19 protein-coding genes and 1 riboswitch are annotated in these 21309 nt (G+C 33.6%); of the genes, 7 read left to right on the top strand and 12 right to left on the bottom strand.

The genetic code is table 11. The annotated features are described in order from the left end of the window. Window positions 1-4 precede the first annotated feature (4 nt). Entirely contained in the window at window positions 5-646 is a 642-nt protein-coding gene (locus BK821_RS01835; RefSeq protein ID WP_071331055.1) for a DUF4064 domain-containing protein, read from the bottom strand. 272 nt (window positions 647-918) lie between these two features. Here BK821_RS01835 and BK821_RS01840 point away from each other — a divergent pair, with 272 nt between their 5' ends. Then, window positions 919-1704: a putative hydro-lyase gene (locus tag BK821_RS01840; protein WP_071331056.1), complete on the top strand. Its 786-nt coding sequence runs from the start codon at window positions 919-921 to the stop codon at window positions 1702-1704. A 45-nt stretch (window positions 1705-1749) separates the two neighbouring features. On the opposite strand, the gene BK821_RS01845 is transcribed toward BK821_RS01840, so the two are convergent. The 3 genes from BK821_RS01845 to BK821_RS01855 form a co-directional block, all read right to left on the bottom strand. Continuing rightward, window positions 1750-2766 (bottom strand): PTS sugar transporter subunit IIC, encoded by a 1017-nt coding sequence (locus BK821_RS01845; RefSeq protein WP_071331057.1) that lies wholly within the window; start codon window positions 2764-2766, stop codon window positions 1750-1752. A 392-nt stretch (window positions 2767-3158) separates the two neighbouring features. Next, window positions 3159-3722: a sugar O-acetyltransferase gene (locus BK821_RS01850; RefSeq protein ID WP_071331058.1), complete on the bottom strand. Its 564-nt coding sequence runs from the start codon at window positions 3720-3722 to the stop codon at window positions 3159-3161. A gap of 86 nt (window positions 3723-3808) precedes the next feature. Next, complete coding sequence (locus tag BK821_RS01855; RefSeq protein ID WP_071331059.1) at window positions 3809-5005, bottom strand: DUF819 family protein; 1197 nt, start codon at window positions 5003-5005, stop codon at window positions 3809-3811. A 156-nt stretch (window positions 5006-5161) separates the two neighbouring features. On the opposite strand from BK821_RS01855, the gene BK821_RS01860 reads away from it, so the two are divergent. Together BK821_RS01860 and BK821_RS01865 are read left to right on the top strand one after the other, a co-directional pair. After that, complete coding sequence (locus tag BK821_RS01860; protein WP_046836397.1) at window positions 5162-6583, top strand: SLC13 family permease; 1422 nt, start codon at window positions 5162-5164, stop codon at window positions 6581-6583. Window positions 6584-6718: 135 nt separating this feature from the next. Further along, window positions 6719-6925 carry a hypothetical protein gene (locus tag BK821_RS01865; protein ID WP_046836398.1) on the top strand — a complete coding sequence of 69 codons (207 nt, stop codon included), beginning with the start codon at window positions 6719-6721 and terminating at the stop codon, window positions 6923-6925. Between the two features lie 106 nt (window positions 6926-7031). Here BK821_RS01865 and BK821_RS01870 read toward each other — a convergent pair whose 3' ends face one another. The 3 genes from BK821_RS01870 to BK821_RS01880 form a co-directional block, all read right to left on the bottom strand. Then, complete coding sequence (locus BK821_RS01870) at window positions 7032-7901, bottom strand: SDR family oxidoreductase (RefSeq protein ID WP_046836399.1); 870 nt, start codon at window positions 7899-7901, stop codon at window positions 7032-7034. A gap of 214 nt (window positions 7902-8115) precedes the next feature. Beyond that, window positions 8116-10005 carry an ABC transporter permease gene (locus BK821_RS01875; RefSeq protein ID WP_046836400.1) on the bottom strand — a complete coding sequence of 630 codons (1890 nt, stop codon included), beginning with the start codon at window positions 10003-10005 and terminating at the stop codon, window positions 8116-8118. Beyond that, window positions 9995-10756 (bottom strand): ABC transporter ATP-binding protein, encoded by a 762-nt coding sequence (locus BK821_RS01880; protein ID WP_046836401.1) that lies wholly within the window; start codon window positions 10754-10756, stop codon window positions 9995-9997. The genes BK821_RS01875 and BK821_RS01880 overlap by 11 nt, the downstream gene beginning before the upstream one ends. 234 nt (window positions 10757-10990) lie before the next feature. On the opposite strand from BK821_RS01880, the gene BK821_RS01885 reads away from it, so the two are divergent. From BK821_RS01885 to copZ, 3 genes are all read left to right on the top strand, one after another. Then, the gene (locus tag BK821_RS01885; RefSeq protein ID WP_046836402.1) at window positions 10991-12442 is read left to right on the top strand and encodes a SulP family inorganic anion transporter; all 1452 of its coding nucleotides are present in this window, start codon (window positions 10991-10993) and stop codon (window positions 12440-12442) included. 166 nt (window positions 12443-12608) lie between these two features. Beyond that, on the top strand, window positions 12609-14993 hold the full coding sequence (locus BK821_RS01890) for a heavy metal translocating P-type ATPase (RefSeq protein WP_046836403.1): 2385 nt from the start codon (window positions 12609-12611) through the stop codon (window positions 14991-14993). A gap of 49 nt (window positions 14994-15042) precedes the next feature. Then, window positions 15043-15249 carry a copper chaperone CopZ gene (copZ, locus tag BK821_RS01895; RefSeq protein WP_071331060.1) on the top strand — a complete coding sequence of 69 codons (207 nt, stop codon included), beginning with the start codon at window positions 15043-15045 and terminating at the stop codon, window positions 15247-15249. Window positions 15250-15369: 120 nt separating this feature from the next. Here copZ and BK821_RS01900 read toward each other — a convergent pair whose 3' ends face one another. From BK821_RS01900 to BK821_RS01920, 5 genes are all read right to left on the bottom strand, one after another. Next, entirely contained in the window at window positions 15370-16368 is a 999-nt protein-coding gene (locus tag BK821_RS01900; protein WP_046836405.1) for a D-lactate dehydrogenase, read from the bottom strand. Between the two features lie 21 nt (window positions 16369-16389). Continuing rightward, window positions 16390-17547, bottom strand: a complete 1158-nt coding sequence (locus BK821_RS01905) for an aminotransferase class I/II-fold pyridoxal phosphate-dependent enzyme (RefSeq protein ID WP_071331061.1) — start codon at window positions 17545-17547, stop codon at window positions 16390-16392. Window positions 17548-17613: 66 nt separating this feature from the next. Further along, a riboswitch (SAM riboswitch) is annotated at window positions 17614-17722 on the bottom strand. 137 nt (window positions 17723-17859) lie between these two features. Further along, window positions 17860-18609, bottom strand: a complete 750-nt coding sequence (locus tag BK821_RS01910) for an aggregation-promoting factor C-terminal-like domain-containing protein (RefSeq protein WP_046836407.1) — start codon at window positions 18607-18609, stop codon at window positions 17860-17862. Between the two features lie 523 nt (window positions 18610-19132). Then, window positions 19133-20176, bottom strand: coding sequence for a PTS sugar transporter subunit IIC (locus BK821_RS01915; protein ID WP_046836408.1), 1044 nt, complete (start codon window positions 20174-20176; stop codon window positions 19133-19135). A 209-nt stretch (window positions 20177-20385) separates the two neighbouring features. After that, on the bottom strand, window positions 20386-20814 hold the full coding sequence (locus tag BK821_RS01920; RefSeq protein WP_046836409.1) for a 6-pyruvoyl trahydropterin synthase family protein: 429 nt from the start codon (window positions 20812-20814) through the stop codon (window positions 20386-20388). Between the two features lie 139 nt (window positions 20815-20953). Here BK821_RS01920 and BK821_RS01925 point away from each other — a divergent pair, with 139 nt between their 5' ends. Further along, window positions 20954-21307: a DUF488 domain-containing protein gene (locus BK821_RS01925; protein WP_046836410.1), complete on the top strand. Its 354-nt coding sequence runs from the start codon at window positions 20954-20956 to the stop codon at window positions 21305-21307. The last annotated feature ends 2 nt before the right edge of the window (window positions 21308-21309 follow it).

The following is a 21309-nucleotide window of genomic DNA, read 5'->3' on the forward strand; positions in this document are numbered from 1 at the left end:
TTTATTATTTATGATGACGATCTTGTCTACGATAATGTCTATGTTCATCGGATTCGACCTTGTCTGCAATATCATTACCTTGCGCATTTTGTTCGTTGTTTTTATGAGGTTGCTCATTAATATCATTGCTAGCGTTAGAGTCATCTTTATTTTCTGTAACATCAGTCTCCTTTTGATGTGAAGACGCTGGATACATTCTATCATCGTCATTAATGTTATAGTGTCCATTTTCATATATAGGCTGTTGTGGCTTTCTTACCAATAACATAATACCTGCGATTAACCATAACAATGCTGTGATTAAGTTAAACGTAAATACTGTTACGATAGCTATCAAGATCAATACTACTCCAACTACTTTAGGCAATCTATTAATAAGCAATGCACATATTAATGCTATAATCGTACACACAATCACTGCACCTAAAGCCATAAGGAATAAGCTACTAGCAATGTCAATGTAGCGTGATGGATCAACTTGAGTTACATTTTGATTGAATTCCCCGCTATTATTAATAGCTTGTATCAATGAATCTTTTGCACTTTCATCATTTAAAAATGGAACAATCAGCGCCATTACAAATATTAATAAAAACTGTAAGAGAATCCCAACCCATGTTAATATTTTTTCAATAGTCCTTTTCATAATAATTCCCCCTGTGCGTATACTACTCAATTTATTTATACTATACCCCTCCAACATGAGATCAACGCAAATGATAGGAGTACATAAGCCTATGTAACGTTAATATACCAATCTGACATAAAAGCTAATATATATTATGCCCATATGGAATGATGTATAGAGCGAACATCTAATTTTATCACGTTTTTTTCTTTATCCAAATGCTTATTCCCTTATAAAAGTTCTTTTTTTGCTAAAATAGATTTAAGAATTAAACTCAAGGGGATGATGATATGAACTTGCAAGATCAACAACCACATACACTTAGAAAAATGATAAGTGATGGACAACTTACTGACCATACTAGTGGCATGGCTAAAGGTTTTATACAAGCAAATATTGTGATATTACCCTCTAAGTATGCTTATGACTTTTTAAAGTTTTGTTTTAAAAATCCAAAGACTTGCCCACTTTTAGATGTTTCAGAAACAGGCGAAACATCTTTTCCTATATATGGCAAAGAAGCAAATATATGTACTGAGGTAGCCGCTTATCGTATATATCGTAACGGAGAACTCATTGAAACTACGTCCAATATTTCACATTTATTCACCAAAGATATGGTTAGCTTTTTAATTGGCTGTAGTTTTACTTTTGAACATGCATTATTAGCAGCGGGCATTCCAATACGTCACCTAGAAGAAAAACACAATGTCCCTATGTATATGACAAATATACCCGCAAATACAAGCGGTCAATTCAAAGGTAATATCACTGTGAGTATGCGTCCGATGACAATGCAACAAGCAATTAAAGCAACTGAAATCACCACACATTTTAATAATGTTCACGGAGCGCCCTTACACATTGGAAATCCTGAAGAAATTGGTATAAACAATATCACACAACCTGATTTTGGAGAACCTGTGACAATTAAAGACAATGAGGTTCCCGTTTTTTGGGGATGCGGCGTTACCCCACAATCCGTAGCTTTAGATGCGAAACCTGAACTCATGATAACCCATGCGCCAGGTCATATGTTTATAACCGATATACATGAAAGTCAGTTGAGTAATTAATAAAAAAAGACTTTGGCATATATAAAACTGCCAAAGTCTTTTTTATTATCGTGCTTCTATATCTTCTTTAGATACGATTGGATAATTTTTAAATAATTTCGAACAAATATAACCTACAATGAGTCCTATGATACCTACGATAGCACCATAAATAAATATCTCTAATGGATTGTTAAAGCCAAACATAACTAAAAATCCTGCTAATGGTGTCGCCGTTCCAGTAGCATCATTGACCATACCTGATGATGCAATAACTGCTCCTGCTAAAGCTCCACCAATAAAATTTGCTGTGTAAATCGGCACTGGATTAGCAGATACAACATCTGCTTGTGATAACGGTTCAATACACACTGCAATTCTAGATTTACGATCGCCTAGTTTCAATTTATTAAACATTGTGCCATTAATAAATGAGGAAGAAAATGAAACCATTGCCGCTATAGCCATTGGCATGCCTGTAAGACCTAATAAGGCAGTTAATGCCATAGAACTTAAAGGTGCTGTCCCGACAACTGTAATCACTCCACCAAGTATAAGCCCCATAATAATTGGACTTACTTCTGTTGAACTTTGAATTATATCACCTATCTTCAACAATGAATTATTAACTATAGGCGTAACACCTGTTGCAACTAATCTTGCTAAAGGTGCAATAATAATAATTCCTACAATTAAGTCAATACCATCTGGTACTTTACGCTCAGCATATTTCATTAAAAAACCAATAGCATAACCTGCTACGAAACCAGGAATTAAATCTAAACCACCACATGAAGCGGCAATAGCTAATGCATAAACAGGAGAAACACCTATCGCAAGTGCCACTAATCCTGCAGCAGCAACCCCGCCAAGACTTCCAGCAGCATCTCCTAAATCACCTAAGAATTTAATACCTAATAAATCTCCACCTACATATTTATGAAATGCTTCTACTAAAAAAGTTGCAATAGCTGCATTTGCTAAAGCGCCCATTGCACGCATACCTTGAGGTGCTCTATATGTAAAAAGGGTAAATAAAGCTAATACAACAACTAAAAACAACGTTCCTATCAATATATCCATTTTCGATATTCCTCTTTCCTATTCTTAAAGTCATTATGATTCACATAAGGATTATGTAATTTTTTACTATAAGTCAAATATTCAATATCTACCCTTACATTAGAAATAATCACACTAGTCATACTACTTATAACTTATTACCCCTATCTAACTGCTCACATTTTTTTATTTTATCATATTTCTTAATTATATTCCGAACAATTTTATTATTTTCAATTTAAGCTCCGCGGAATATTTTCCTAAATTATTTTAATTATAATTTCAATATTACACAATTTATTCATAAAACAAGTATCATATTATACCATTAGTAATGAATGTGCTGTTTAAAACAACAAAAAAGCATCCACGTATATCAAAGACAACGAGAATGCTTTTCTTAATGCTCAATTTCATTCATTATTAATATTTTTTACTACTTGTGCTGGTATCCCCATAGCTAAAGTATTTTCTGGAATATCTTTAGTAACGACACTACCTGCACTTATAACAGAACCATCACCAATGGTCACTCCAGGTAAAATAATTACATTCGCACCTAACCAAACATGATTTCCTATATGAATGGGTAACGCCTGTTCTAATCCTTTATCTCTTTCTTTATAAGGAAGCGGATGGTTCGCAGTATAAAGACCACAATTCGGTCCGAAAAACACGTGGTCTCCAATTGTAATTTTAGCACCATCCATAAAATAACAATCATGGTTAATAAACACACGCTCTCCTATGTCAATGTTATAACCATAATCAACTTGAAATGGGCTCAATAATTCTAAGTGCTTTGGTTCATAGCGAAACAATTCTTTTTGAATCGCCAGCCTCCTATTTTTATTACTTAATTTGGTTTGATTCAGTTCTAAACACAAATCCTTTGCTCTTATTCTTTCGCTTGCTAAAACTTCATCGAAGTTAGCATCATACCACTCTCCAGCTAACATTTTTTCTTTTTCATTCATAATAATCCCTCCTATAAAATTATGTACTATAGCATGACATTTCATATATTACTCTCATACGATTAAATAAATTAGCAAAGTTCATCCTATACTATATAGGTTAGTATTTGATACATAAATGTGCCAGCATAATTCCCAATAACATATCCTAATGTACCAATAATTAGTATAGGACCTACTAAACCTGACCATCCTTTGCCAATCGCCAAAGCTGCTGCAGTCGTAGGACCACCTGCCGTTGCATTACTTGCTAATAGTATTTCTTCAATTTTAAAATTAAATAATTTTCCCACTACAAGACTCAATCCCAAATTAAATATAAGTATAATAATGACAAAAATAAATAATAACGGCGCAGTCGTAATAATTGTCACAAATGACGCTGGTGTTCCTATAACTACAAAAAATATATAAATAAGAAACGTCCCAATTTCTGTTGCACCCGCTAATTTTTCAAAAAAGTCACCCCATATCGCTACAACAATTAAAGTCAGTGTGGTGAGCAGCAAGTATGAATCTCCAAAAAAAGAAACAATCAACGTTAATATTAAATTACTTTTAGGGACCCATTGTTGAATCAATTCAGCAGCCTTAAAACTAATTGCCACGAGTGCAATTGCACTCGCTACTGAAAATGCAATATCTAGTAATTGTATTTTTTTAGGCTGCCAATAAGACTGCCGAGACTCTCGTGAAACATCTTTCTTATAATCTGTTAAAAAATAATTTTTAATCCAAGGTAATGAAGGCATGGCAATTAATAACATAAAATACAGTGCCATTACACTATTATCAGCAACGACAGCAGAAGAAATCATATCACTCGGCGTTTCAAATTTAGAGCTTAATGCAGCAAAATTCACACCGCCTCCTATGTAACTTCCCGTCATCATAGCTCCTATCTTCGAAAGAAAAGGTATCCACTGATGTAGCGTTAAAAAAGCAACGGTCGTGCCAATCATTGTTCCTATAGAAGCGATTAAGAAAATAATTAATAACCGCCTACTCTCCCTCCAAATCTTCATTATATTAGAACTAAACAATAATAACGGAATAGATAATGGTACAATATAATCCCACACTGTATCATACACTGGAGAGCTTGTAGGAATAACTTTAAAGTTCGATAATAACATCGCACCTACAAGCGCTATGATTGCTCCAGAAATTGTACTTGCCCATTGATAACGTTGTTCTAAAAACAAACTCATCGTTGCCCATACGATAATTATTGCCCATAACATCCATGTATCATCTTTAGCTATAAATGCACCTATAACCATATAAATCTCTCCTCTATTTAAAATTTCCAACTATAATAACTTAATTTTAACAGTATCCGGCTTTAATTTTTATAATTTTCAGAAAATAAATTGTCTTCGTGTTGTGAAATTGCTATTCTTAAAATAATAAACTTATAAACACAGGGGGATTTACATATGAAGAAAAAGATTGGTTTGATTCTTGGACCTTTGTTTTTTATCATCATTTATTTTATACCTGGTATTACAGGTCTTGATGATGCGCCAAGAGCAGTACTTGCTGTTACAGTGTTTGTTGCCACATGGTGGATTACAGAAGCTATTCCAATTCCTGCCACCTCACTTATACCACTTGTTTTATTACCATTAACTGGAGGGACGGATGAAAAAGTTGCATCAAGTGCCTATGCAGATCCTATCGTCTTTATGTATATGGGAGGATTTATCATAGCTTTAGCAATTGAAAAATGGTCCTTACATAAACGTATCGCTATGACAATTATTTCCATGATGGGTTCTAACAGTAACCGCATTATTCTAGGTACAATGATTGCAACATCGTTTATTTCTATGTGGATTTCCAATGCAGCAACTGCGCTTATGATGCTACCAATTGCATTAGCTTTAATTCAAGAAATCAAAGAAGCACAATTTTTAAAACCTGAATCCGCACATAAATTTGGTAAAGCATTACTATTAACCGTCGCCTACTCAGCATCAATTGGTGGATTAGCTACACTGATTGGTTCTGTACCAAACGCTGTTTTCGCAGCTATTGCCGCTTCTAGCTTAGATCGAAAAGTTTCATTTTTACAATGGATGATATTTGCGTTACCAGTGACAATTATTCTATTAGTTGTTCTCTATTTTATGATGACAAAGTGGTTATTTAAAATTGAAGATGCTGATAAAATATCTTCTGACTTTGCCAAAAAAGCTTTACATGATTTGGGGCCAATGAGCAACGAAGAAAAGCTAACTGGTATGGTCTTTCTGTTCGTCAGTCTTTTATGGATTGGTGGTAATTTATTACCAGAAGCTTTACATTTATCTGATACAGTCATTGCTATACTCGGCGCTGTATTATTATTTCTTATACCTGCTAAATCTAAAAAAGGTGGATTACTCATTTGGGATGATATGAGTAAATTGCCATGGGGAATTCTTCTGTTGTTTGGTGGCGGTCTATCATTAGCAGCCGCATTTGAAGATTCTGGTCTTACAAAATGGTTTGGTGGCATGTTAGGTGTTGTGAAACCATTACCTATGATTTTAATCGTAATCGTTTTAACGACGGCAATTTTATTCTTAACAGAAGTCATGTCGAATACTGCTGTATCCAATATGTTAATGCCAATCAGTATTGGTTTTGCAGCTGCGATTAGTAGAGATCCGTTTATTATTATGGGGATTGTCGCATTATCATCAACTTGTGCATTTATGTTACCTATTTCTACACCTCCTAACGCTGCTGTGTTCAGTTCAGACGAATTAGAAATGAAAGACATGGTAAGAGCTGGGTTTATCTTAAATATATTCGCAATTATAATCATCTCTCTCTTTGCATATTTCTGGTTGCCTATAGCCTTTGGTATATAATATTATTAAAGTTGTATACTAAAATATCGCCTTATACTACTAAGGTATGATGAGGCTTCTATACTATGGACGCATGTCATATCGTACAAAATAGTTTAATATTATAGTATAAACTTACAAAAGGAGCCATTTAATATGAAGACACTCTTTAAAGGCGCTATTGCTATAGTACTTATTCTAGGTGTTGTCAAAACTTTCCAAGAACATGATGTAGCGACGGAAGCGACAACGTATTATAATCAAATCAAAAGTGGTGAAATACTACAAAATGTAGAAAACCTAAATTTTGATTCACTTAAAAATATGAATTTTGATAATCTTAAACCTTCAGATTTCTTTTAATTATTAACTAATATGACTTACTTCGTATATTCTAATTACTTGATTCCATAAGAAAAGCAGTATAATACACACAAATTAAGTGTATTATACTGCTTTATTTTTTGTATTAAGAAGTAATATAATCTCCGCCATTTACATGAATAACCTGTCCGGTAATATAAGAACTATCAGCATACGAAGCTAAAAATACATACGAAGGTGCTAATTCTGCTGGTTGTCCTCGACGTTGCATTGGTGTATCGCTGCCTTGATTTTCAACTTTATCTGCTGAAAATGTAGCTGGAATTAAAGGGGTATATATCGGGCCAGGTGCCACAGCATTCACACGTACACCTTTTTCAACCAAAGATGATGCTAAAGAACGTGTAAAAGCAACAATCGCACCTTTAGTTGCGGAATAATCTATCAAATGCGCAGATCCTCTATATGCTGTGACACTTGTTGTGTTAACAATTGCATCTCCTTCTTTCAAATGAGGCATGGCAGCTTGTGACAAGAACATCATACCAAAAATATTGGTTTCAAATGTTTCTTTTACTTGCTCTGGTGTTACCTCTTCAAAATGATCTCTTGGAAATTGTACACCACCATTGTTAACCAATATATTCAGTCCGCCAAAATCATCGATGACGTGGTTAATCAAATCTTGAGATGACGTTACATCTTTTAAATCATGCGCATATGCCTTTGCTTGTACCCCAATTTCCTTCAAACGAGTCACAACTGTCTGTGCATCATCGTGCTCATTGTAATAACCAATCGCGACATTAGCGCCTTCTTTCGCATAAAGTATAGCTACGGCTCGCCCAATTCCTGAATCGCCACCTGTTATTAAAGCTACTTTCCCTTTTAATTTACCACCACTTTTATAATTTTCCATTTCAGACAGTGGTTGTGGATTCATATCTTTTTCGATACCTGGCTGTTGATCTTGCGTGTAACCTTGGATTTGTTTATGAAATTCAGTTAGATTCATATAATTACCTCCATTTTACGTCTTTGTATTGCAAGATACCACTTTTCTCCTAAAGCAAACATGTAACATTTTTCTTAAATTGTAATCAATTTATAATGATTACATGACGCTATTACGAAATATCACTGTATATAATAAGTGTCCAATCAGATTTCGAAATCTGATTGGACACTATACGAAATATAAAATTTTCACTCTGAACTTTTAGCTCATTTTAAATAGAATGTTTTACAATACGACTCGAATGTATGAATGACATAATTGCAAATATAAAGTAAATCACTGAATAAATCACCATGACAATATAAACTGGAAGCATATTTGTAGCACCCATCAATACCATAAAGGCTTTCGCTGCAAAATAAGCATGTAATAGTGAGATAATAAGTGGTAAACCAAAATTAAACAAAATCTTCAAAGCTAATCCTTTCAACATATCCTGATGTGTATACCCTATTTTACGTAGAATTCGGAAATTAGGCATCTCATCTTCTGTTTCGTCCATCTGTTTAATATAAATAATACACCCAGCTGCAACTAAGAAAGCTAAACCTAAAAATGAAGTTACAAATAATAAGATACCCATGCTATCATTAAAATCTTGACGCACTACTTTTTGGGACTGAATATTGGGATCGACTGATTTTGCTAGTTTATTTACTTTGGACCAATCTGCCGAGTTCATTAAATTGTATCCATATTGTTTGTGTATTTCTGTACTATATTTTTTAAGTTGATCATATTTATCAGCACTAACTAATAACACAGGTGCGCTGTAACTCACTTCGTTTTTAAAGTCGACTTCTTTATTCACATCTATAACTTTAAACGATTCTTTTGTTTCACCTTTAATTTCTATATCTTTATTTAAATTATATTTGAGTAAACTAGACGAAGTAGCGAAATTCACCATTTTCGCATGGTTCCCAACAATATCTTTATCATTAAAATATTTATTGCTAGTAATAAATATTCTATCTGTAGCATTATAATTCATTGATTTTTTAAAGAAATCATCTTTCAAAACTTTAACTTCTGATAATTCTTTATATACAGGCGTGTAACGAATATGCGCTTGTTCTAATTTATCTTCAAATTGTTCAGCTTGTTTTGCTTTTATAAAATTAAAATCTTGTGGTGATGATTGATTAACAGTATCATCAATCATCGATCGACTAACAGCTCCAAAACACAAGACTGTAACTGTAACAGCAGAAATGATAGCAATAATTGTTAAAGATAGCGCATTCTTTTTCATTTTATGCATGATTGAAGAAGTGAAGACTACATCAGTAACACTCACATTACCATGTTTAGAACGTTTTAATGTTTTAAATATCAGCGACACCGAACTTCTAAAAAATAAATATGCGCCTATAACTGTTAAAGCTAAGATAATAAACGGGACAAACATAACAATACGAGCGAATTCACCAAACATTTCTGTCGACATATAATAACCAAAGCCAATCATAATAATGCCTAAAACACCTAAAATCACTTCTATAATTGTAATTTTAGGTTTGGTCGCTTCACTTTTCGAATTATCATTTATCATATCTAAGATACTACGTTTTCGTAAAAACAAATATCCTTGTATGAGTATGAGTATAAATGAAACCATTAACAAAATGAATGTTTGTAAGATTGCTGGAAACTGAAATGACAGCGATACACTTGTATTTATATCTAGCACTTTGAGCACAATCATCAAAAGGATTTTCGACCCAAATACGCCTATCACCATACCAATAATTCCTGTAATAAAGAACATGATGAACTGTTCTATAAATAACATTCGTATGATATTTTTTCTAGTTAGTCCAATCAATTGGTACAACGCAAATTCACGTGTACGACGTTTTATAAATAAATGACTCGCATACAATAGAAAAACCACAATAATAAAGAACAGAAAATTAGCTCCTATTTCTGAACCTTTTTGGATAACTTTCATTGAATTTTCGTTGTTAATACTATTTGTATATTTTAATGTAACGAAACTAAAAAATAATACAATACTGACAATTAACGAAAAAATGAACATCGCATAATGTCGTATATTTTTAGTGAAATTCTTTAATACAATTTGATTAAAGTTCATTCGTTACACCACCTAAGGCTGTTTGCATATGAATGATATTTTTATAAAATACTTGATTAGAATCATCGCCTTGGTATATTTCTGAATGGATATTGCCATCTTTCAACATGATAACCCGATTGGAATAACTTGCTGCTACAGGATCATGTGTCACCATAACAATCGTTGCATTCATATTTTTATTCATATCTTCAAGCCTATTTAATAAATCTTGTGCACTCTTAGAGTCTAAAGCACCTGTAGGTTCGTCAGCAAAAATAATTGCTGGTTTATGTACAGATGCGCGGGCAGCAGCTGTACGTTGTTGTTGACCACCTGAAATTTCATTTGGATATTTATCACCTAGATCTTTAATTCCTAGTGCTTCTGTTACTTCATTATAGTTTTCTTCTTTCACTTTTTTAGACATCTTTTGTATCGACAATGGTAGCATAATATTTTCTTTTACCGTCAGTGTATGAAGCACGCTATAATTTTGAAAAATAAAGCCTACTTCCTTTTTTCGAAAATCTGCTAAAGCTTTATTACTCATTTTATTTATCTTGTGCCCATTAATTTCCACTGTACCACTAGTAATATAATCAATTGAACTTAACACATTCAATAATGTCGTCTTGCCTGATCCTGAAGGCCCCATAATCGTAACAAATTCGCCTTGTTCAATAGAAAAATCAATACCTTTTAGCACTTCTTGTTGTCGGTGTCTATTGCCATACTTTTTAGTTAGTCCTTCAACTTTTAATATAGACATATTTTCACTCCTTCGTTTGTTTTTATATGTATTTATCATAGCTTAATTTTGGGTTAGATTCGTTCGTTACAACTAACAAAAACAAAGATTCAAATGACAAAGTTGTCACATGCATCATTCATAAAAGTTCATTTTAGGATATTTTATCATCAAAATATTTATTGTATTATTTCAATCACTACTTTTTTCATATGATATAATAGCCTAGTTCAAATTAAAAAAGGAGTATTAGATATGTTAAATAAAATAAAAAAAGAATGGTTCACTGCGCCAGGTACCAATATATTAGCTGGTATTGTAGTCGCACTCGCATTGATTCCTGAGGCCCTTTCTTTCTCAATTATTGCTGGCGTAGACCCTATGGTAGGTTTATATTCTTCATTTATTATTGCCGTAGTCATTTCATTTGTCGGTGGTAGGCCCGCTATGATTTCTGCAGCGACAGGTTCTGTCGCGCTCGTCATCGTACCGTTAGTGAAAGATCATGGTGTTCAATATTTACTTGCCGCCACCATATTAATGGGAATTATCCAAATTATATTTGGTATATTAAAAGTAGGACGATTAATGAAATTCATTCCAAACTCTGTCATGATTGGTTTTGTAAATGCCTTAGCAATTCTAATATTTATGACACAGCTTAAGCATATCTTTGGTATTTCTATCCCTACATATCTTTTCGTTATCTTTACCCTACTTATTGTTTATTTATTACCACGTGTATTCAATAGAATACCTGCACCTCTTGTTGCTATTGTGTTATTGACGACAATTGCAATCGTCAGTGGTGCTAATGTTAAGACAGTTGGTGATTTAGGTGAAATTAAACGTTCATTACCACACTTCTTTGTACCTGATGTGCCATTCAATTTTGAAACATTACAAATTATTTTCCCCTATGCATTATCTATGGCAATTGTAGGACTTGTAGAAAGTTTACTTACAGCTCGTATCGTAGATCAAGCAACAGATACTTATAGTAATAAGAACCAAGAATCACGTGGTCAAGGTATAGCCAATATGATCACCGGTTTCTTCGGCGCCATGGGTGGTTGCGCGATGATTGGTCAGTCTGTAATAAACGTCCGTTCTGGTGCAACTACACGTTTATCTACGTTTACAGCAGGCATATTTTTAATTATTTTAATTATGGTTTTTGGAGAGTGGGTTGTACAAATACCTATGCCAATTCTTGCAGGCATCATGATTATGGTTTCTGTTGGAACATTTGATTGGCGCTCATTTAAATTTATAAAGAAGGCCCCACGTACGGATGCTTTTGTAATGATTTTAACCGTTGCTATCGTATTAATTTCTAATAACCTTGCTTTAGGCGTTATCGTCGGTGTCATCGTTAGCGCGCTATGCTTTGCTACAAAGATTTCTAACGTTGTGGTCCAATATAAAGAAATAGATGGAGCTATCCATTATCAAATCAAAGGACAAATTTTCTTTGTCTCTATAGATGCTTTGATGAACCAATTAGACTTGGAATTAAGAAATCAAATCATCTATTTAGATTTTAGCAATGCACATTTATGGGACGATTCCGCAGTCAATGCGATTGATACTTTAATTGAAAATTATAACAAAAAGAATAATACCATTTATGTACAACATTTAAACAAAGACAGTAGAAAGATTGTTTCTGAACTAAGCAAAGTAAATCAACAACATCTACTTTAAAATAACGACTGAGATTAAGCTATGCAAAATTTTTAAAAAATTTGCGTAGCTTAATCTCTTTTTTTAAACATGTCAATTGACTTTTATACCCTTAGGGGGTATATTAAGCATTAAGATAACACATAACCATAAAATTAATGCAATTTAATATAAAGGAGGTATATATATGGAAGATAGAAAAAAAACAACCTTAGATATTACAGGAATGACATGCGCTGCTTGTGCGAATCGCGTCGAAAAGAATTTAAACAAAATGAGTGATGTTAACGCAAATGTTAATGTTACAACTGAAAAAGCGACTATTGAATATAATCCGCATACTTTAAGCACATCAGATATCACTAAAAACATTGAAAAAACAGGATACGGCGTGCATATGGAAAAAACCGAACTAGATGTGATAGGTATGACATGTGCAGCATGTTCAAATAGAATAGAAAAGGTGCTCAATCGAACGGATGGGGTTACTTCAGCTAATGTCAACTTAACAACTGAAAATGCTGTGGTATTCTATAATCCTAATGAAGTATCTGTAGAAGATTTAATTCAAAAAGTTCAAAAAATTGGTTATGATGCACAACCGAAACGTGAAGCAACAGAAAAAGATTCTCGTAAAAAACAGGAATTAAGCCATAAACGTATTAAACTTATTATTTCAGCTATATTAACTGCGCCTTTATTATTAACAATGCTTGTGCACCTTTTCGGTCTGCCCATACCACATATTTTCATGAACCCTTGGTTTCAAATCACACTTGCTACACCAGTACAATTTATAATTGGTTGGCAATTCTATGTTGGTGCTTATAAAAACTTACGCAATGGTTCTGCAAATATGGATGTACTTGTCGCTTTAGGAACAAGTGCTGCATATTTCTATAGTATTTATGAGATGATAAAATGGCTTACCTTCCAAAATTATGCACCGCATTTATATTTTGAAACAAGTGCTGTATTAATTACTCTGATTCTATTCGGGAAATATTTAGAAACACGTGCTAAGACACAAACAACTAATGCTTTAAGTGAATTACTCAACCTTCAAGCGAAAGAAGCACGTGTATTGCGAAGTAATGAAGAACAAATGATTCCTTTGAATGAAGTCGTCAAAGGTGACATTCTAATCATTAAACCTGGTGAGAAAGTCCCTGTAGATGGGAAAGTCATCAAAGGTAATACTTCAATTGACGAGTCTATGTTAACGGGGGAATCTATCCCTATTGAAAAATCAACAAATGATACAGTCATTGGTTCAACAATGAACAAGAATGGTTCAATTTCTATTGAAGCTACTAAAGTTGGTAAAGATACTGCACTTGCTTCTATCATTAAAGTCGTAGAAGACGCCCAAGGTTCAAAAGCCCCAATCCAACGTTTAGCAGATATTATTTCTAGTTATTTCGTTCCTATCGTAGTTGGTATATCACTAATTACTTTCATTGTATGGATTACACTGATTCAATACGGTGAATTTGAACCCGCACTTGTAGCTTCTATTGCAGTACTTGTCATTGCCTGTCCTTGTGCACTAGGCTTAGCAACGCCTACTTCAATCATGGTAGGAACAGGAAAAGCTGCTGAAAATGGTATTTTATTTAAAGGTGGCGAACATATCGAACGCACACACAACATTGATACCATTGTCCTAGACAAGACTGGTACTATCACAAATGGTAAACCAATCGTCACTGATTTCGAAGGTGATACCGAAACATTGCAATTGTTAGCTAGTGCAGAAAAAGGATCTGAACACCCACTTGCAGAAGCAATTGTTCAATATGCACATACTAACCAGATCACATTATTAGATGTCGATTACTTTGAAGCTATACCTGGTCACGGTATATCAGCTACATTTGACGGTAAATCACTGTATGTTGGTACCCGTAAATTTATGCTTGAGCAATCTATATCTATTGATAAAATGGAGTCACAAATGACTAAATATGAAGAAGCAGGTAAAACTGCAATGCTTATTGCTATAGATGATGAATTAAGAGGGATCATCGCTGTTGCTGACACTGTTAAAGATTCAGCTAATAAAGCAATTCAACAACTTCATAACTTAGGTATAAACGTCGCAATGTTGACTGGAGATAACGAACGTACTGCACAAGCCATCGCAAAACAAGTAAATATTGATACTGTTATTGCCCAAGTATTACCAGAAGAAAAAGCTTCAAAGATTAATGAATTACAGAACACTGGTGAAACTGTCGCTATGGTTGGTGATGGTGTAAATGATGCACCTGCACTCGTTCAAGCTGATATTGGTATTGCAATAGGTACAGGTGCTGAAGTAGCAATTGAAGCAGCTGATGTAACTATTCTAGGTGGCGATTTATTATTATTACCCAAAGCAATTTTTGCTAGTAAATCTACAATACGTAACATTCGTCAAAATTTATTTTGGGCACTCGCTTATAATATAGCTGGTATTCCTATCGCTGCAATTGGATTACTAGCACCATGGGTTGCCGGCGCTGCAATGGCTTTAAGTTCAGTGAGTGTTGTCACTAACGCATTGCGCTTAAAACGCATGAAGTTATAGTTAAAATAATATTAGCTATGCGTCAATTGAATTTAAGGAGGTGATTAATATGAAAACAGAAACAATTAATGTTGAAGGTATGAGTTGTGATCACTGTAAACAAGCCGTGGAATCTGCCCTAACAAATTTAGATGGCGTATCAACTGCTACGGTCAATCTTTCAGAAGGGCATGTTGATGTCGATTACGATGACAATAAAGTAACATTTTCTCATATGAAAGATGCAATCGAGGATCAAGGGTACGACGTAAAATAGCTTTACTCAATGTAAAGTAAAATGGTGATTACATATCGACGATGTAATCACCATTTTTTATTTATAACTACTTTTCATAAGTTAATTATACGTACACTTCACGTTGGTACTTTAGCTATTCTAATTCACACGTAGTTGCGTATCCCCTGTTTGCAATACTTCTATCGTTGCATCCAATGCATCAACGATTAAGTTTTCCACAGCCGCATCTGTATAAAATGCGATATGTGGTGATACAATAACATCTCGACGCGTGATTAAATGTTTTAACAACTCATCTTCAAATGTGCCCTCGCGTTGATCACTTGGAAACAAACCTTTTTCACCTTCATAGGTATCAAGTGCAGCGCCTTTAATTGTCCCATTATCAAGCGCATTTAATAATGCTTTCGTATCAACAATCGTACCCCGGGCACAGTTAATAAATACTGCACCTTTTTTAAATTGATTAAATAACGCTTCATTGAATAAGTAGTCATTTTCTTTACTTGCCGGGATATGTACTGTAACAATATCAGCATCTTTAATAGCCTCACTAATACTTGATTCATATGTTAAAAATGATTTTAACGATTCATTTTGAAAAATATCATAAGCAACGACTTTCGTTTCGAAGCCTTTAGCGAAAATTTTAGCAACAATACTCCCAATACGACCTGTACCAATAACAGCTACTTTTAAATCTTTAATAGAACGTGATAATATTTCAGGTTGCCATCTAAAATCAAACTCTGCTGTTTTTTGTTGAATATCATTATAATTACGAATTAAGTTCAACGCTTGAGATACCGTATATTCAGCTATAGAATGTGGTGAATAGGACGGCACATTAGAGATGATTAAATCATATTTCTTAGCTAACTCAAAATCATAGCAATCAAACCCTGCGCTTCGTTGGGCAATCTGCTTAATACCAAATTCATGTAATTTTTTATACACTTCTTCATCTAATGGAATTTGTTGAGACAAAGATACACCATCAAAACCTTTAACACGATGAACTGTATCTATAGTAAGCAAATCTGTGTCTAAATCAACTTCTACCGCCCGCTGTGTAGACCACGCTTCAATATAGGGTATATCCTCTGGTCTCACTCCAAACAGTTTAATCGTTGTCATAATCATTTCACTCCTAATGTTTTATTGGTATAGATATCTTAATGACTGGATTCTTTTCGCTGCTTCTACTAGCTCTGAATCACTAAGTGCTAATGAAATTCGTACATAATTTTTCCCATGTTCACCAAATGGGATGCCTGGGGCCACTAGAATAGACTGTTCTTGTAATAAATACGTTACAAATGCTTCTCCATCGTATCCTTTAGGTGTTTGTAACCATAAGAATATGCCACCTCTCATTGGTTCAAAAGGAATATGAGCTTCTATTAATTTCTTCTCAAATTCATCTCTTCTTCGTTTAAAAGTTTCATTTTGAGCTTCTAAAAATGAATCATAATGATTTAACGCATATGTGGCAGCATCTTGAAGTGCACCAAACATCCCAGCTTGTGTATGTGTTTGAAATTTTTTCAAGGCTTGTATCATTTCTTTATTTCCAACCGCAAACCCTACTCTAAAACCAGACATATTATATCCCTTAGATAAAGAAAATACCTCAACAGCTAAATCTTTAGCACCTTCAGATTGGAGTATGCTTGGATTTTTGTTATCAAAACCAAAAGCACTATACGCAAAGTCATGTACAATTTTAGTTTTTGTGTTTTTAAATTGAGCTACAGCTTCATCAAATACAGATTGTGTAGCAACTGAACCAGTTGGGTTATTAGGATAAGTCAAATAAACTAGACGTGTCTTTGATAAAACCTCTTTATCTACTTTATTCCATTCTGGTAAGTAGTAAGGTGCTTTGAGTACCAGAGCATGTGGCTTAGCATCAGCCAATAATACACCAGCTAAATAATCTGTATAACCTGGATCAGGGAGCAAAACATATTCCCCAGGATTAACAATACATTGTGGTAAATTTACTAAGCCGTTTTTTGTGCCATACAATATACAAACTTCGTCTTCCTTATCTAACTCAACTTGATACTGTCGTTTATAAAAGTCGACAATCGCTTGTTTAAAGCTATCTTTACCATGAAATGCTCCATATTTTTGATTCTCTGGAATCCGTATCGATTCACTAAAGCAGTCAATAATACCTTGGGGTGTCTCACCGTCTGGGATGCCCACTGCCATATTAATGAGTGTTTTACTACCATGTTCTACCTTACGTCCCATTGTTTTCCCAAAATAACTATCAGGAATTTGAGATAATTTATCAGAAATCACCATTTTATGTCCTCCTATAAAAATAAAAAAGCTATATACCTTTTAAAGTGGCATATAGCTTTCACATGTCACCTATCTTTCAAGTCATATTACTTGTTGGACGAAGCACAGTACTCGACATGCAAGTCTGTTGCTGAAGTATCAATGGGCCAAATCCCTCAACTTCTCTGGATAAGTTTGTCATTATTAAATTAATTATAATTTTATCAGAATATTCATACTTGTCAATCATCTATTAATAAAAAAAGAGAGTGACTCATAAGAGTCACTCTCTGATATATAGGACTAAATGTTTATCATTTAGTTACTTAAATCTTACCACCAGTTGTTTTGAGCACGGAAAGCAAGTGCTGCGTCAACTGAACCATAACGCTCTTTAGCGTAGTTAAGCATACCTTTAGTTTGAGTAGCTACTGAACCAGTTCCCCATGATTCTTTAGTTTGTCCTAAACCTTGGTAACCTAATTCGTTAACAGCATTTGGATTACCGCTTGATTCAGGCATTACAATTGTATTCCACATAGCTTCTGTACCACCAGCAGCTAAGAATTGAGATTTAACTGATCCACCAGTTGAAGCAGCTGTAGTTTTTGCAGCTTCATAAGTTTTAGTTGCAGTACTTGTTTGAGCTGTTTGAACGTTAGATTTTGATGAAGCTTTAGGTGCTTCAACTGCTTCTACGTTTGTTGTTTTTGTAGTTGCTTGTGAACGAACTTCACTAGCAGCTGTTTCATTAGTATTTGATGAAGCTTGTGAACTTACATCTTGTGAAGCTGTGCTTTGAGAAGTTGTACTTTGAGCACCTGCTACATCATATTTCCATGACCATGAACTACCGTCTGAAGTGAAAGTATATTCGTAACCATTTAATACGAAGTCATAGTTGTACGCACCAGCGTGTAATGGTTTTTCGTTTAATTGAGCAGCTCCACTTTGAGCTAATTCAGCTAAATGACCTTGGTCAATGTTTGATTCTGAAGCGTGTGCTTCATTGTGATCTGTTGATGCATAACCTGTTACACCTAATGCTACTGCTAATGATGATGCTAAAATTGTCTTCTTCATAATAAAAAAATCCTCCATTTAAATCTTTTGTAAGTAAAATTATATTTTTAGTTAAATTATTTATCGTATCTGCTAGTTAACATATCTACCAAAATTGTTTAATTTTTTTATGCGCTATTTTTTCGCCACAAATAATATACCATAAATTTCGCCGATTTATATTACACTTGTATAACAAAACTTTACAAAAGTAATTTCTCTTTGTAATATTGGAAACCTTTTCGTTTTGTTTTATAACGCTTAAATTCTCTTCTTTCAATCTATTTTTATTTATAAACCCTTTCATATAAGTGTTTAATTACATTTTTAAAAACAATAAATTATTTTCTGAATTATTACAGAAACCGTTTTTGTTACATAATTGTAAAATAAAAATTCGACAGAAAAATTATATTTTAGTGCAATGCTTGTAATTATATTATTAAGAAAATATAAAAAGACTACTGTTACGTAGCCTTTTTGAGTAATTTTACTTTTTTTGTGGTGAAGCATAAAACTTTATTTCCTTAACAAAATTTACGTTTTAAACTAAGAATTTGAATATTTCTCTATCATATAATTTTAATACTTTCATATAGAATGTGTTCACCAAATAACCACTAACAAATGGAACTACAAAGAACGCAATAAATACGAGCAGTAAACTTAATAATGGTGAATGATCCATAAATCTAAATCCACTTATCGGACCAACAAGTCCTATAATGCCAAAGCCTGCTGATTCTTTTGTTCCTCCAATGCCTATCAGCGCCCCTACAAAACCCGTAATTAGTGCAGTAGTAAATATAGGTAATAAGATAATGGGATGCCTCACCATGTTGGGAATCATCATCTTAACCCCGCCTAAGAAAATTGTTATTGGCACGCCAGATCTATTTATCTTAACTGTACCTGCAACAAGTACACCTTCACATGCAACGATACCAAGAGACGCAGAGCCTGCAGCAAGCCCACTAATTCCTATAGCCAATGCCGTTGCCACCGTAGATATCGGACTAATAATAATAAAACTGAACACCAATGCAATGAGCATCGACATTAATATAGGTTGTAATTCAGTAAATGAATTGACAAGATTTCCTATGCCTGTCGTAATTAATTTTATGTATGGAAGTATAAGAACACCTATAAGGCTGGCTAACACGCCAACTATCGTAGGTAAAATAATTAAAGTCAAACTACCAAATCGTTCTCCTATCACTAATATAAAGAATACTGCAATTGCAGCTGTAATCATTGTGTTAATTAAATCTCCAACTCCTACAAGCATCCATATACCATCTTTAAATTGTGCTGCACCGCTACCAACAAACGCAGAACTAGCAACGACTGCTGTCGCTAAAGGTGTAAGTTTAAAACGCATCGCAATCAATGCGCCAACTAAAAGGGGCACAGTAAATTGAATACTTTCTACTATTTGTAGTAATGTTTGGAATATAGCATATTTCGGGGCAAATAATTTAAACAGCTCTCCTAAAATCGCATTAGGAATAAGACCTGCAACAATTGCTATTGCTACACCGGATAATACATTATTGATAAATTGTTTCGGGCTCATCTTAATCATAGAAGTTCCTCCTAAGCTGTAGTAAAATATACTATATCATATTTTCTTAATTTTCAGAATATTTATTTTGTAACTTTTTCTTTTGCACATCGACTCGTCATAACATACTAAAACACATCTTTCCAAACTTCCTCAAGAAAGTAAACTACTTTCTTAACTTTAGAAAAATGTGCTTTAGTCAGTTGCTTCAATATTTATTTTTAATACGCTTAGTTATCCATGAGTTTTCCAGTAAGTACGAGACCTTGTGTGTCATTTTCAAAAAATTCTAGTTTTTGCAACTTATTGTTTTGAGGTAAAAATTTTTCAAATTGTTCCCATATCCAAAAAGCAATATTTTCAGCAGTTGTATTCATTTCTGGCAATGTCTCATTAACTAATTGATGTTCTAAGTAGGGCGCAATGTGTGCCTTATAGAGCTTGTCAACTTCATTAAAATCCATAGCCAAGCCATAACGATCTATTTCAGATAAAATCTCTACATTAAATTTATATTGTTGATTTTCCAAGTCTTTGTGCAATTTTTCTGTAAAATAAATTCTATTGTCACATTTAAATTCATAAAAAGTCTTTATTAATACTGCATTATTTCTATATTTAAATGTTTTAGGCGGTAAAATATCATCAAATTGAGTCATCATAGTTCACTCCTTTTCCTTTTATAAACCTATACCCTTTTCTCTTTCTTCTATATAAAACTACAGGAACTTGATGTTTTTAAATATGAATGCGTGGCAAAATGATATATAAATAGTTATATATGAGAGGTTGTGACATATGACTATCTATATCCAAAGAATATATGATGATACACAAATTGAAGGTATACGTATACTGGTTGACCGCGTGTGGCCAAGAGGTATATCGAAAGATAAGGCCAATTTAGATTATTGGTTAAAAGATATTGCCCCTACGTCACATCTAAGAAAATGGTTTAATCACGATCCCCAATTATACGCTGCATTTACAGAAAAATATAAAAAAGAATTACGTGAAAATGAACAACAACGCCAAGCTTTCGACGAATTAAAATCTATCATAAAACAGTCTAATCAAGATATCGTTTTATTATTTGGCTCTAAGGATAAAGATCATAATCAAGCTGTTGTTTTGCAAAATTCATTTTACTAAAA

Origin of the sequence: Staphylococcus sp. LCT-H4, from assembly GCF_001866145.1 — a bacterium.
Classification (GTDB): Bacteria; Bacillota; Bacilli; order Staphylococcales; family Staphylococcaceae; genus Staphylococcus; species Staphylococcus succinus.